The 14,518-nt window shown below is 72.1% G+C and carries 6 protein-coding genes; 1 reads left to right on the top strand and 5 read right to left on the bottom strand.

All coding sequences use genetic code 11. The annotated features are described in order from the left end of the window. Positions 1-3 precede the first annotated feature (3 nt). The 5 genes from HG543_RS08280 to pdxR form a co-directional block, all read right to left on the bottom strand. Entirely contained in the window at positions 4-7,356 is a 7,353-nt protein-coding gene (locus HG543_RS08280) for a non-ribosomal peptide synthetase (RefSeq protein WP_439332601.1), read from the bottom strand. A gap of 40 nt (positions 7,357-7,396) precedes the next feature. Then, positions 7,397-9,220, bottom strand: coding sequence for a DHHA1 domain-containing protein (locus HG543_RS08275; RefSeq protein ID WP_169344150.1), 1,824 nt, complete (start codon positions 9,218-9,220; stop codon positions 7,397-7,399). 1 nt (position 9,221) lies between these two features. Then, positions 9,222-11,045, bottom strand: a complete 1,824-nt coding sequence (locus HG543_RS56235; RefSeq protein ID WP_169344149.1) for a GNAT family N-acetyltransferase — start codon at positions 11,043-11,045, stop codon at positions 9,222-9,224. Positions 11,046-11,193: 148 nt separating this feature from the next. After that, on the bottom strand, positions 11,194-12,555 hold the full coding sequence (locus tag HG543_RS08265; protein WP_169344148.1) for an ATP-grasp domain-containing protein: 1,362 nt from the start codon (positions 12,553-12,555) through the stop codon (positions 11,194-11,196). Positions 12,556-12,603: 48 nt separating this feature from the next. Beyond that, a complete protein-coding gene (pdxR, locus tag HG543_RS08260) occupies positions 12,604-14,085 on the bottom strand; it encodes a MocR-like pyridoxine biosynthesis transcription factor PdxR (RefSeq protein ID WP_169344147.1) in 1,482 nt (493 codons plus the stop codon). Positions 14,086-14,164: 79 nt separating this feature from the next. On the opposite strand from pdxR, the gene HG543_RS08255 reads away from it, so the two are divergent. Next, a partial coding sequence (locus HG543_RS08255) for an NIPSNAP family protein (RefSeq protein WP_211193803.1) occupies positions 14,165-14,518 on the top strand: 354 nt, incomplete at its 3' end.

Here is a 14,518-nt window from a genome sequence, read left to right as displayed (position 1 = left end):
CCACTACCGCGAGGTGCGCTTCCTGGACCGCCCGCCCACCTCGTTCCTCGGCGGAGGGCCCTCCAGCCCAGCCGAGTCCCGCATGGGGGAGCCCTCCAGCACGCGGGTCAGCGCGCTGGCCAGCGTCTCCACGTGCGGCGCATGCAGCACCGTGTAGTGGTCCCCGGACACCTCCACGATGTCCACCTCGGAGGCGAGCGCCGCCCAGCCACGGTCGGGCACGTGGGCCTCGCCCACCTCCGCCTCCGTGCCTCGCAGCAGGATGACCGGGAGCGCCAGGGGACGCAGCACGTGCTGATGCAGGGCGCGCGCGCAGGAGATGAAGACGCGCTGGAGCGACTGGAGCCGCGCCAGCCCCACCTCGGGTCCGAAGACGCCCGCGCGGCGGCCCCTCTCCAGCAGGTGCTTCAAGAGCGCCGGGCCGTCATCCATCCGCTGCACGTCCTCGGGCGCCACGGGCAGCCCCAGCGTGCGCGCCAGGTTCAGCGCGAACAGGCCCTCCAGCGTCGCGGACTCCTCCACGCGCGTGCCCTGCGCGTACGACGTGGGGCTCGGCTCGATGAGGATGAGCGGCTCCACCACCTCCCCTGCCTCGTGGAGCAGGCGCGCCATCTCGAAGGCGATGACCCCTCCCAGGGACCAGCCCCCCAGCCGGTACGGGCCCTGGGGCTGCACGGTGCGCACGGCCTCCACGTAGAGCGCCGCCATCGCCTCGATGGACTCCAGCGGGGGCTGCTCGCCCTCCAGCCCGCGTGCCTGCACGCCGATGAAGGTGTGCTCGGAGCCCAGGTGGCGGACCAGCTCGGTGTAGTTCGACACGGTGCCGCCCACCGCGTGGACGCAGAAGAGGGGCGGACGCGAGCCCCCGGACTGGAACGGCACGAGCAGGTCTCTCACGTTGGGCGCCAGGTCCAGCCGGGACAGCGGCTCCTCCGGATGCGCCACCGCCCACGCCAGCAGGCCGCGCAGGCGCTCCGCCAGCCGCGCCGCCGTGGTGCGCTCGAACAAGTCACTCGCGTACTCCAGCGAGCCGGAGAACCCCTCCTCCGTCTCCCACAGCGCCAGCGTCAGGTCGAACTTCGCCGAGTGCCGCTCCACGTCCTCGAACCGCATGGACAGCCCCGGCCCCATGGGTTGCGCCCACGGCGCGTTCTGCAGCACGAACATGACCTGGAACAGCGGTGAGCGGTCCGGCCCTCGTTGCGGCTGCACCGCCTCCACCACGCGCTCGAAGGGCACGTCCTGGTGCGCATACGCTCCGAGCGTCACCTCGCGCACGCGGCCCAGCAGCTCGCGGAAGCTCGGGTTGCCGTGCAGCCGCGTGCGCAGCGCCAGCGTGTTGACGAAGAAGCCGATGAGCCCCTCCAGCTCCGGGAGGCCGCGGCCCGCGACGGGCGAGCCCACCAGCACGTCCTGCTGCCCCGACTCGTGCGCCAGCAGCCCCACGAAGCCCGCCAGCAGGGCCATGAACGGCGTGACCCCCACGCGGTGACACAGGGCCTTCAACGCCGTGGAGACCGGCTCGCCCAACCGCACCGGCACGCGGCCGCCTCTCGGCGAGAGCACCTCCGGGCGAGGCTTGTCCGTGGGCAGCTCCAGCAGCGAGGGCGCCCCGGCGAGCTGCTGCTTCCACCAGCCGAGCTGCGACTCCACCACCTCGCCCTTCAGCCACTGGCGCTGCCACACCGCGTAGTCCGCGTACTGCGCGGGCAGGGGTGGCAGGCGGGGCTCCTCTCCGCGCGCGAAGGCCTCGTAGAGCGCGGACAGCTCGCGGATGAGCACCGCCGAGGACCAGCCATCCGAGATGATGTGGTGCATCGACACCACCATCAGGTGGTGCCCCTCGCCCAGCCGCGCCAGCAGGGCGCGCACCAGCGGGCCTCGCGCGAGATCGAACGGCCGCCGGGCCTCGTCCTCCGCGAGCGCGTGCGCCTCGGCCTCACGCTCCGACTCGGGGAGCCCCCGCAGGTCCACCAGCCCCATGTCCGGCGGCCCGGGCGGGAGGATGACCTGCGTCGGCCCCTGCGCGTCCTCGCCGAAGACGGTGCGCAGGCTCTCGTGCCGCGCGAGCAGCGCATGGAAGGCGAGCACCAGCGCGCGCACGTTCAGCGTCCCCTGGAGGCGCAGCGCCGCGAGGATGGTGTACGCGGTGCTTCCCGGCTCCAGCCGGTCCAGCAGCCACAGGCGCTGCTGCGCGAAGGACACCGGCAGCGCGTTCGCCGTCCTCGGCACCGGCAGCAGCGGAGGCACCACGGGCGTGGCCTCGGTGTCACCGCGCGCGGCGTCCACCCGCTCGGCCAATGCCTCCAGCGTGGGCGCCTCGAAGAAGGCCTGCAGGGGCACCTCCGTCCGCAGCGCCGTGCGCAGCCGCGCCACCACCTGCGTGGCCAGCAGCGAGTGGCCGCCCAGCTCGAAGAAGTGGTCCTTCACGCCCACGCGCTCCAGGCCGAGCACCTGACGCCACAGTCCCGACAGCAGCTCCTCGGTGGCCGTGCGCGGGGCCTCGTAGGGACGGAGGCTGGCGCGCTCGACGGCGGGCACGGGCAACGCCTTGCGGTCCACCTTGCCGTTGGCGTTGCGCGGCAGCGCGTCCAGCACCACGAAGGCCGAGGGCACCATGTACCCGGGCAGCGTGGCGCGCAGTCCCTCGCGCAGCGTGTCGGCATCGAGCCCCTGCCCCGCCGCGTACGCCACGAGGCGCTGGCCTCCCGGGCCGTCATCCCGCGCCACCACCACCGCCTCACGGACATCGGGCAGCGCCTGGAGCCGGGCCTCCACCTCGCCCAGCTCGATGCGGAAGCCGCGCACCTTCACCTGGAAGTCGTTGCGGCCCAGGTAGTCCAGCTCGCCCGTTGGCCGGTAGCGCACCCGGTCTCCCGTCCGGTACATGCGCGAGCCCGGCGGGCCGAAGGGGTCCGGCAGGAAGCGCTCGGCGGTGAGCTCTGGACGGTGGAGGTAGCCCCGCGCCAGCCCCTGTCCCGCGAGGTACAGCTCTCCGGGAGCGCCCACGCGCACCGGCCGCAGGTGCTCGTCCAGCACGTAGGCGCGGGTGTTGGAGATGGGCCGGCCGATGTGCGGCGGCTGCCCGGCCTTCACCAGCGAGAAGGTGGAGTAGGTGGTGTCCTCGGACGGGCCATAGAGGTTGTAGAGGCGCCGCACCGTGGGCACCTCGTACACGTCCCGCGCCAGCGGCGCCGGGAGCGGCTCCCCCGCGAGGTTGACGGTGCACACCGAGGCGGGCAGCGCGCCCAGCCGCAGCAACTGCGCCATGGCCGAGGGCACCGTGTTGACCAGGGTGACCTCCGACGCGTGGGGCAGTTCCGCCAGCGCCAGCGCGTCTCGCGCGACGATGACGGCGCCACCTCGGCTCAGCGGGGCGAAGACCTCGAACACGGAGAGGTCGAAGTTGAGCGAGGTGCCCGCCAGCACGCCGCGCAGCTCGTCGTCGGTGAACACACCGTGCGCCCACGAGAGGAACGCGACGGTGGCCCGGTGCGGAATGGCCACGCCCTTGGGACGGCCCGTGCTGCCCGACGTGTAGATGAGGTACGCGATGTTCTCCGGCAGCGTCGGAGCCGGAGGCGGCGTCGCGGGCAGGGACTCCAGCGACTCCGTGTCCAGGCACACCGCCGTGGCCGTGTGCGGCGGCAGCGCCGAGAGCAGGTGCGAGTGCGCGACGAGCGCGGGCCCTTGCGCGTCCTCCAGCAGGAAGGCCAGCCGCTCCCGGGGGTACGTAGGGTCCAGCGGAACGTAGGCGCCGCCCGCCTTGAGGATGCCGAGCATCCCCACCACCATGTCCGCCGTGCGCTCCACGCACAGACCGACGCGCACCTCCGGACCCACGCCCAGCGAGCGCAGGCGCCATGCGAGGCGATTGGCCCGCGCCTCCAGCTCCGCATAGGTGAGGCGCGTGGGGCCCGCCACCACCGCCACCGCATCGGGCGTCTTCCGGGCCTGGGCCTCCACGAGCTGGTGCAGGCACAGCTCTCGGGGGAAGTCCGCGGCCGTGTCGTTCCACTCCACCAGCAGACGGTGACGTTCCTCCTCGGTGAGCGGTGCCTCCAAGGACGCGGGCGTGTCCAGCTCCGGGGGCAGCGCATCGGCGCGCAGGGGAACGACGGGCAGGCGCCGCCGCTGCTCTGGAGTGGCGGCTCGCTCCGGCACGGGCGCCACGCTGGCTCGGGCCTCGTCCACCAGCCGCGCCACCTGCTGAACGGTGGAGTGCTGGAAGAGCGTGCGCAGCGGCAGCTCCACGCCGAAGCGAGCGCGCAGCCGCGCGAGGACCCGCGTGGCCATCAGCGAGTTGCCCCCCAGCTTGAAGAGGTCGTCCCGCGCACCCACGCGCTCCACGCCGAGCAGCTCGCCGAAGAGCGCGGCCACCTCCACCTCGGTGGGCGTCGCGGGGGCCACGTGGCCCTCTCTCGCGCGCTCCAGCTCCGGCGCGGGCAGGGCCTTGCGGTCCACCTTGCCGTTGGGGCTGAGCGGCAGCGCCTCCAGCACCATCAAGGCCGAGGGCACCATGTACTCGGGCAGCTTCGCCTGCATCAGCGCCCGCAGCGCCTCGGGGTCCACGGCCTCGCCCCGTCCCACGACGTAGGCCACCAGCCGCTTGTCGCCGCCTCCGTCCGCGCGCGCCACCACCACCGCCTGCCGCACGGACGGGTGCTGCTCCAGTACGGCCTCGATTTCCCCCAGCTCGATGCGCAGGCCGCGCACCTTCACCTGGAAGTCGGCGCGGCCCAGGTACTCGATGGCGCCGTCCGGCAGCCAGCGCGCCACGTCGCCGGTGCGGTACAACCGCGCGCCCGGCGTGTCGCTGAAGGGGTCCGGGATGAAGCGCTCCGCCGTCAGCTCCGGCCGGCCCAGGTAGCCGCGCCCCACCTGCACGCCGCCGATGAACAGCTCGCCCGAGACGCCTATGGGCACCGGCAGCAGATTCACATCCAGCAGTCGAATCTGGGTGTTCGCCACGGGCCGGCCAATGGGCACCGAGCGGCGCGGCTCGCCGGGCACGCACGCGTAATAGGTGACGTCCACCGCCGCCTCGGTGGGGCCGTAGAGGTTGTGCAGGCCCGCGCCGGGCAGCCGCTTCAGGCAGCGCTCGGCCAGGTCCAGCGGCAGGGCCTCGCCGCTGCACACCACGCGCTTCAGCGACGCGCAGCGCTCCAGCCCCGGCTCCTCCAGGAACACCTGGAGCATGGAGGGCACGAAGTGCAGCGTGGTGACACCCTCTTCCGCGATGAGCCGCGCGAGGTACGCCGGTTCCTGGTGCCCGCCGGGCTTCGCCACCACCAGCCGCGCGCCCACCATCAGCGGCCAGAAGAACTCCCAGACGGACACGTCGAAGCTGAACGGCGTCTTCTGCAGCACCGTGTCCGCCGCCGTCAGCCCGTACTCGCGCTGCATCCACAGCAGCCGGTTGACCACGGGGCCATGCTCGTTCATCGCCCCCTTGGGACGCCCCGTGCTGCCCGAGGTGAAGATGACGTACGCGAGGCCGCCCGGATGCGCCGTGGGCGGCGGCGCGTGCCGCGGGTGCTCGGCCACCGCGTCCCACCGCGAGTCCACGAGCACCACCCGGGCCTCGTGCGGAGGAAGCCGCGGCAACAGCCGCTCCTGCGCGAGCAGCACCGCGGGCCGCGCGTCCTCCAGCATCCACGTCAGTCGCTGGGCGGGGTATGCCGGGTCCAGCGGCACATAGGCACCGCCGGCCTTCAGCGTGGCCAGCAGGGCCACCACCATCTCCAGCGAGCGCTCCAGGCACAGGCCGACACGCACCTCCGGGCCCACGCCCAGCGAGCGCAGGTGCCATGCGAGCTGGTTCGCGCGCGCGTCCAGCTCCGCGTAGGTGAGGCTCGTGCCCTCGAAGGTGAGCGCCACTGCGTCGGGCGTGTGCCGGACCTGGGCCTCGATGAGCGTGTGGATGCAGGCGTCACGCGGGAGGTCGGCCCGAGGGCCGCTCCAATCGCGAAGGAGCTGGTCTCTCTCCGGCGCCGTCAACACCGGCAGCTCGGCGAGGCGCCGGTCCGGGTCCTCGACGGCGCCGGCCAGCAGCGTCTCCAGGTGGCCCAGGAGGCGCGCCATCGTCGGGGCCTCGAACAGGTCCGTGCTGTACTCCGCGCTGAGCCGCAGTCCCTGGGGCAGCTCCAGCGCATACAGCGTCAGGTCGTGCTTCGTCGTCTTCGTGTCGACGGGCAGCGCGTCCATCACCAGCCCCCGCGCCTTCAGCGGCGGCAGGGGCGCGTTCTGCAGGACGAGCATCACCTGGAACACCGGCAGGTGGCTGGAGTCGCGCTGCACCTTGAGCGCCTCCACCACCTTCTCGAAGGGCACGTCCTGGCGCGCGTAGGCCTGGAGCGTCGTCTCGTGCACGGCGCCCAGCAGCTCGCGGAAGGACGTCTCGCCCGTCAGCCGGGTGCGCAGGGCCAGGGCGTTGATGAACAGCCCGATGAGGCCCTCCAGGTCCGCGCGGTTGCGGCCCGCGATGAGCGAGCCGACCGTCAGGTCCATCTGCCCCGTGTAGCGGTACAGGAGCGCCTTGAAGGCGGCCAGCAGCACGACGAAGAGCGTCTTCCCCTCGCGCTGGCCCAGGGCCTTGAGGGACTCGGTGAGCGCCGGGGACAGGAAGCGCACCTGCCGCTCACCGCGCGAGCCGAGCACCGCGGGCCGGGGCTTGTCCGTGGGCAGCTCCAGGCGGGACGTGGGGTCCAGTTGGGAACACCACCAGGACAGCTGCTCCTCCAGCACCGGCCCCCGCAGCCACTCCCGCTGCCACGCCGCGTAGTCCGCGTACTGGAGCGGCAACGGCGTGAGCGGCGAGGGACGCCCCTCGACGAAGGCCTCGTACACGGCGGCCAGCTCGCGAACGAGCACGCCCAGGGACCACGCGTCGGTGACGAGGTGGTGCGTGTTGACGAGGAGCAGGTGCGCGTCCGGAGCCAGCCGCAGCAGCACGTTTCGCGAGAGCGGCCCGTGCTCCACGTCGAACGGCCGCCGCGCCTCGACGGACACGCGCTCCCAGGCCCGCGCCTCCTGTTCCTCCACCACCTCCAGCGGCGCCTCCAGCGCCGGGGCGATGCACTGGACGGGGAGCCCCTCCTCCACCCCGAGCGTGGTGCGCAGCGCCTCGTGCCGGTCCACGAGGTGCTGGAGGCCGCGCTTCAGCGCCTCCAGGTGGAGCTCGCCCGTCAGGCGCACCACCACGGGCATGTTGAAGAGGGCGCTGCCCGGGTTCCACTGCTCCAGGAACCACATGCGCTCCTGGGAGAACGAGGCAGGCGCACGCCGGGGACGGCGGGCCTTCTCGCGCAGCAACCGCGCCAGCCGTGCCCGCTTCTCTTCGGGAGTCATCGCCATCTTCCACCTGCCTCTCGAGGTTCTTGCGAAGAACTCAGCCTCAACCGCCCAGGCGGGACTGGAGGAACTGGCGCGCGGCCTCGAGTGCCGCGGCCACACCCTCGGGGCGGGTGCCTTCGCCCCATGCCAGCTCCGGGCCACCCTCGGCGCGGCCCTCCACGGCGGGCGTCACCTGGGCCAGCAGCCCGCTCGCGTCCACGCCGCGCGGGAGCAGCTCCGGCGCCGTGGCGGCGACAACGAGCACCTTGTGGCCCTGCGTGCCCGTGAGCACCACTGCGGAGGACGCGGCGGCCTCGCGGACCGCGTGGGCGATGGAGCGCAGCTGCTCCGTGGGCGCGCTGCCCAGGTGGCTGAGCACGAGCGTGGTGTCACCCACCTTCACCGCGCTCGCGACGAGCGAGCGGGCCAGCTCCGCCCGGCGCGTGCGCGTGGCCTCCCGGCTCCGGCCGGCCTTCTCCTCGCTCAGCCGCTGAGTCACTCGCCCGAGCTTCTCCCGAAGCTCCGACACGCGCGGCGGCGGAGGCGCGGGCCAGTCCTCCAGCCGCTTCGTGAGCGCGGCGAGACGGCCGCCCTGCTCCCGCTTCGGCAGCCGGGACACCGCCTCCAGCTCGGCCTCCATCGCGTCCAGCTCCTGGCGCAGCAGCGCCACCGACTCCGAGGGACTCGTGAAGGGCGGAGTGAAGCGCTGGGGCACGCCATCGAAGCCCACCACCGTGTCCCCGTCGATGCGGCGCAGGTACGCCCGGGCGGCGGGCAGCAGCGAGTCGTTGGCGAAGCGCTGCAACAGCCTCCACCCCGCCTTGCGGTGCGGGAGCAGGTGGTCGGTGTAGACGACGCAGTAGCGGGGCAGCGGCCTGTCGCCGCGCAGGCTCTTGAACTCGTCCGCGCCGGCGCCCGTCTCGATGACGAGGCCGCGGTCCACCGCCTCCTTCAGCAGCAGGCTGTTGAGGATGCGGTACAGGCCGACCTCTCGCGGAACGCTCAAGTCATAGCCGGCGACGGGGGACCAGAGGACATCCCCCGTCACCGAGAAGCCGTAGAACACGTCGATGCGCCCGTCCTTCACCAGCGCGCGGAGCTGGATGAGCCCACCGCGCAGGGCCGTCTCGAAGTACTCGGGGCGGGCGTCGGGATTGGTGCGGTACTTCTCCCGGTTGAGCATCCGGTACAGCTCGCACAGCCGCGGAGCGCAGCCGGGCAGCTCCCGGGCATCCACGAGCTGGTAGCCGGACCCCTCCAGCAGCTTCGCGTCCCGCCGGCGGTTCTCCCGCACCTTGCGGTGAGGGTCCTCGCCATGAGCGAGGCCCATGCGGCTGTAGGGCGTGTAGAGGGCCGTGTAGCCACACTCGGCCAGCACGTCGAGCAGCGGCGAGTGCGTGGCGGGGCTCAGCGCCGGGAAGGCGATGGCGTGCCCGGGGAAGCGCTCCGTGAGGAAGCGCGTGAGGCGCCGCACCTGCTCGGCGGAGAGGAGCGGCGTGGTGTTGCGCAGCGTGGGCCAGTTGTCCACGAAGACGCACTTGTTGATGCGAGCGGCCTTGAGCACGCCGCCCACGCCCTGGAGGACACGGCTGACGAGCTGCCCCTTCACCCCCGCGAAGGCCTCGTTGTCCGCGAGGGCCGCGCGCTGGTTGGTGATGTAGCGCGCGAAGGGCGAGAAGACCCCCGTGTTGCCGTACTCCGCGTCGTTGATGGACAGGGGCATGAGCAGCCCGTCCACCTCGAGGAGCCGGAAGCGGGTCCGCTCCGAGAAGAACGCCATGGCGCCCTGCTGGAAGAGGGGCACGAGGAAGTCCCGGGCGTCGCGCCCCGCCTCCGTGTCCGGCCACGGGGCGGAGGTGATGTCACGCTCGTCGTAGAGGTTCATGTCAGGCCTTTCCTCCGAGCCGCTCATCCAGGTACCGCCGCGCCGCTTCGAGCGCCGCGTCGATGCCGTCCGGCCGCGAGCCACCGCCCCACGCCACCTCCGGCGCGCCGCCGCCCTTGCCGTCCACGGCCGGCGCGACCCGCGCCATGAGCTGGCCCGCGTCCACGCCGCGCTGGAGCAGCGCCTGCGTCGCCGCGGTGACGAGCACCACCTTCTCGCCCCGCGTGGCGGCGAGCACCACGGCGGCGCTGCCCGCGTGCTGCTTCAGGCACTCCACCACGTCCTTCAGGTGCTTCGACGAGGCGTCCCGCAGGTTGTGGGCGACCAGGGCGGTGTCACCCAGCCGCGCCGCGCCCGCGAGCAGGCGCTGGGCCTCCTCGGTGGCGGAGACGGCCGACGCCGGGGCCTTCGCGCTGACCTTGCGCCGCTGCCGCTGCTCCAGCGCCTCCAGCCGCCCGCGCAGCTCCATCACCCGCCGCGTCGGCTGCGGCCAGTTGTGGAGCTTCTCGGACAGCGGCGTGAGGGCGCGGACGAGGGCCTCGCCTTCGAGCGTGGACGCGTCCTCCAGCGCGCGCTCCAGCGCGGTCAGCTCCTGGCGCAGGGCGTCCGCCGCCTCGCGCGGGCTGGGGCCCGTGGGCGGTGTGAAGACCTCGGGCACGCCGTCGAAGCCCACCACGCCGTCACCGTCGATGCTCCGCAGGTACGAGCGCGAGGACGGCAGCAGCGCCTCATTGGCGAAGCGCTGCAACAGCCGCCACCCCGCGCGCCGCCAGGCCGGCAGGTGGCCGGTGTGAACGGCGGTGTAACGCGGCACCGGCTTGTCGCCGCGGCGGCTCTTGAACTCGTCCGCGCCGGCGCCCAGCTCGATGGTCAGCCCGTGCTCCAGCGCCTCCTGCATGAGCTGATACACGAGCCCGCGATACAGGCCGACTTCCTGGGGCAGGCTCATCTCGTACCCGAACCAGGGCGAGAAGACGACGTCCTCGTTCACCGTGAAGGCGTAGAACCCGTCGATGCGGCCGTCCTTCACCGCCACGCGGAAGCGCATCGTGCGGTCCCTCAGCGCGGACTCGAAGAACGCCTGGGTGATGCGCATGTTCGTCGAGTACTTCTCCTCGTTGAGGGCGCGGTACAGCTCCAGGAGCCGGGGCGCGCAGCCCGGCACGTCCGCGCCATCCAGGAGCTGGTAGCCCGCCGCCTCCAGCAGCCGCGCGTCCCGCCGGTGGTTCTCCCGCACCTGGCGGCTCACCTCGGCCTTGAAGGGCAGCAGCATCCGGGTGTGGAACGCGTAGACGAGGCCGTAGCCCTCCTGCCGCAGGGTGTTGAGCAGGGGCGAGTGCGTGGCCGTATTCACCGACGGGAAGAGGATGGCGTGCCCGGGGAAGCGCTCGGCCAGGAAGGCCGTGAGCCGCCGCACCTGGTCCGCGGTCAGCCTGGCGTTCAGGTTGCGCAGCACCAGCCAGTGGTCCACGTAGACGCACCGGTCGATGCGCGCGGCCTTGAGCGCCAGCCCCAGCCCCTCGAGCACGCGGCGGATGGCGAACCCGGACGCGCCGCCCCACTTGCGCGCGTCCATCATCGCCAGCTGCGCGGTGACGTAGCGGGCGTAGGTGGAGAACAGCGGCGAGTTGTCATGCTCGGCGTCGTTGATGGCCACCGGGATGAGCAACCCATCCATGCCGATGATTCGATACGTCGTCCGGTCCGACACGAGCGCCGTGCTGCCGTCACGCACCAGCGGGCCCAGGTAGTCGCGAGCGAAGCGCCCTTCCGGCGTCTCGGGCCACGGAATCCGGGCGAGCGTGCTCTCGTCGTAGAGAATCATGGTTTCTAAGAATCCAATGTGAAACGGGACAAATCAACGCTCCCCGCGTGCCCGCCTCCACGGGTAGGCACGCGCCGGAAACACGCTGTGTGCGAGCCGACTGGGACTCCCGCACCTCGCGAGTGCTGGGTCCGAGGGCCCTATTGCTTCAGCGCTCGCGGACCACGGCGAGCGGCGCCAGCGAGCCGCCCTGGGTCAGGTTCATCATCGGCTTGGGTGAGACACGCACGAAGTAGCCCTCCTGCCGCGTGTCGGTCCACACGTACGGGTTGAGGTCCGTGTAGCGCTCCGCGAAGTGCAGCCCTGATTCGCCGAGGATGGGATAGGACTCCTGGTCCGTCAGGACGCGCTCCTGGACGACCCACTTCTCCTCCAGGGCCTGCTTCAGCGTGGCGTTCCAGGCCTCCGCGTCGGCCAGCCAGCCCAGCATCACGCCCATGCCGCCGTAGCCGGTGGCGGGCTTGAGGACGAAGCGCTCGCGGTGGGCGGAGACGAAGGAGAGCAGGTCCACGTCCTTGCCGCCGTAGGACGTGGTGCACTCGCGCACCACCCGCGTCCAGGGAATGTGACGGGCCAGCGCCTCGCGGACGTCCGGCTCGAAGAGGTGTGCGTTCGTGGGGGTGCTGAGCGCGGCGAAGAGCACCTTGCTGTTCATCACGCACAGCTGGAACAGGCCGTTCATGAAGTACGCCGCGCCGTCGGTGAGCGCCCGCGTCACCGGGTGCTCGGGGCCGCAGCCGACGAGCATTCCGGCGAACCCCACGGACGAGATGAAGGTGACGACGTCCACGCGGAAGTCGCGCACGTACAGCGCGCCATCCCGGTACGTCCACTCGTCCTCGGAGGTGACGTGCTCGAAGCGCACCCCCTGCTCGAGGAGGTACGACTGGAGGAGCTTCTCCTCGTCCACGTCGTCCGGGCCCGCGGGGCCGAACAGGACCAGCTGCGGCATGCCGGCGCGCCCCATGCGCGCGTGGTTGGCCTTGAGCGCGTCGATGATGTTGGGCGCGGTCCGGGGGAATGTGACGTCATAGCGGCGAGAGAAGGCCTCCAGGACGGGCGTGGCGGTGAAGGCCTCGCCGAGCAGGTGCATCAGGAGATAGCCGCCGGGTGCGGGGTTGTACTCCATGAAGCGCAGGACGCCGTCCGGGCCGACGAAGCCGTCCAGGCGGCCCACGACGGTGGGCATCCGGCTCTCTCCGTCCACGCGCATCAGCAGCTCCTCCCAGTCCTGGACGCCCAGCTCCCGGCGGAAGGACTCGTCGCGGCAGGCGTGCCGGTACACCGCTTCGATTCCCCGCCTCACCACGAGGGTGGCGCGCTGGTGCTCCTCCAGCTGTCGGGGCGTGAGGAAGCGCGGGCGGAGCACCTGGTACAGCGAGCGCCCGCCATACGTCACGCCCGTCGCCTGCGTGTGCTGGAGGAGCAGCTCGTGGGTCCTTCGCAGGACCTCGCCCTGGAGCAACCCGTCGTAGAAGGAGATGGCCTCTTGGAGTTCGTTGCCTGGCATGGTGACGGAGTCTTCCACATCCGTCCCACGTGAGACATTCGAGATGTCTCAGCGAACGGCCCTGCGCAGCCGCCGCACGGCCTCCGGTATCCGCGCCGCGTCCGTGCCGCCGTACCCCAGCACCAGGCCCTGGCGGGTGGCATCCTCCAGGTAGCAGGTGGAGAGCGGCATGGCCCGGAGGCCCTCCTTCGCGGCGCGCTCGGCGATGTGCCTGTCCCGCAGCCGCTCCGGCAGCGCCGCCACCAGGTGCATTCCCGCCTGCGCGCCGAGCACCTCCACCGTGTCGCCCAGCTCCCGCGTGAGCGCGTCCACGAGCGCGGTGCGACGCTCCCGGTAGAGCTGCCGCATCTTGCGCAGGTGACGCGCGAAGTGGCCCTCGGCGAGGAAGTCCGTCAGCACCGCCTGGAAGAGGGTCGGCGGGAAGATGTCCATGGCGTCGCGTACCCGGGCGAAGCGCGGTACCAGGTCCTCGGGCAGCACCAGGTAGCCCACGCGCAGCGCGGGGAAGAGCACCTTGCTGAACGTCCCGATGTAGATGACGCGCGAGTCCCTATCCAACCCCTGCAGCGCGGAGATGGGCTGGCTCTCGTAGCGGTACTCGCTGTCGTAGTCGTCCTCCAATATCCACGCGCCGCTCCGCCGCGCCCAGTCGAGGAGCTGGAGCCGCCGCGACGCGCTCAGCGTCCCGCCGAGCGGGTACTGGTGCGACGGCGTCACGTAGACGGCCCGAGCGTTCGCGCACCGGGCGATGCCGGCGCTCACGTCCAGCCCGTCCTCATCCACCGGCACCGGCACCAGCCGGGCCCTGGCCAGGGTGAGCACGTCCTTCGCCCCCGCGTAGCCCGGCTCCTCGAACCAGACGGGGCTGCCCGTGTCGAGCAGCACGCGGGCCGACAGCTCCAGCGCCTGCTGGGAGCCGCTCACCACCATGAGCTGCTCCGGCTCGCAGCGCACGGCCCGCGACGTGCGCAGGTATTCGGCGAGCGCCTCGCGGAAGGGCCGGTACCCCATGGGGTCGCCATAGGCGAGCTGGTTCCGGGTGGGGTTGCGCGAGTGCCTCGCCATCAGGGACGACCACACCTGGAAGGGGAACTGGTCCAGCGCGGGCTCGCTCAGGCGGAAGGGGCCATGGCCGGCGAACCACGGGTCACCCGTGGGGCTCAGCACCTCCGAGGCCCGCGAGACGACGCGCCTGCCGGGACGCTCCGGCTCCGCCGCGCCGCGAGCCGTCGCGCGTGCCTCCAGCGGCGTTCCCTCGTCGGGCAGCGAGCGGGCCACGAAGGTGCCCGCGCCCACGCGGCTCTCGAAGTAGCCCTCGGCCAGCAGTTGCTCGAACGCGCTCAGGATGGGGATGCGGGAGATGCCCAGCTCGGAGGCCAGGCTCCGCGTCGACGGGAGCCGCTGGCCCGCCCGCAGCCGGCGGTCGACGATGGCCTCGCGGTAGCCCTCGTAGACCTGCCGGTACAACGGCACGGACGAGCGCCGGTCCACCGCGATGATGGGCAGGATTCCCGAGGGAGCCTTCTTCATGCCCGCACCATAATGGTCATACGGAAATGGGCGAAAGCGGTCATGGCGCATGACCACACGGGCGCGGAGATTCCCGCCCATGGACTCCCACGACGCCATCCTCGAGCTCCGCCAGTACACGCTGAAGCCCGGCCAGCGAGACACCCTCTTCGAGCTCTTCGAGCGCGAGTTCCTCGAAAGCCAGGAGGCGGTCGGCATGTCCATCCCGGGTCAGTTCCGCGACCTGGACCGGCCGGACCGCTTCGTCTGGCTGCGAGGCTTCCCCGACCTGCACACCCGGAAGGCACGCCTGGAGGCGTTCTACGGAGGCCCCATCTGGAAGGCGCACCGTCAGGCCGCGAACGAGACGATGCTGGACTCGTCGAACGTGCTGTTCCTCAAGCCCGCCCGCCCCGGCTCCGGCTTCGCGAAGCTCCCCGCCGAGCGCCCGGCC

The sequence above is a fragment of the Pyxidicoccus fallax genome (assembly GCF_012933655.1).
Taxonomy (GTDB): domain Bacteria; phylum Myxococcota; class Myxococcia; order Myxococcales; family Myxococcaceae; genus Myxococcus; species Myxococcus fallax.
The sequence above is the reverse complement of the archived record's forward strand: the minus strand, read 5'-3'. Positions and strand labels throughout refer to the sequence as shown.

Excerpts from the sequence above, each read along its gene's own strand:
- HG543_RS08280 (WP_439332601.1), bottom strand. The coding sequence starts at position 7,356 with ATGGCGATGACTCCCGAAGAGAAGCGGGCACGGCTGGCGCGGTTGCTG.
- HG543_RS08275 (WP_169344150.1), bottom strand. The coding sequence starts at position 9,220 with ATGAACCTCTACGACGAGCGTGACATCACCTCCGCCCCGTGGCCGGAC.
- pdxR (WP_169344147.1), bottom strand. The coding sequence starts at position 14,085 with ATGAAGAAGGCTCCCTCGGGAATCCTGCCCATCATCGCGGTGGACCGG.
- HG543_RS56235 (WP_169344149.1), bottom strand. The coding sequence starts at position 11,045 with ATGATTCTCTACGACGAGAGCACGCTCGCCCGGATTCCGTGGCCCGAG.
- HG543_RS08265 (WP_169344148.1), bottom strand. The coding sequence starts at position 12,555 with ATGCCAGGCAACGAACTCCAAGAGGCCATCTCCTTCTACGACGGGTTG.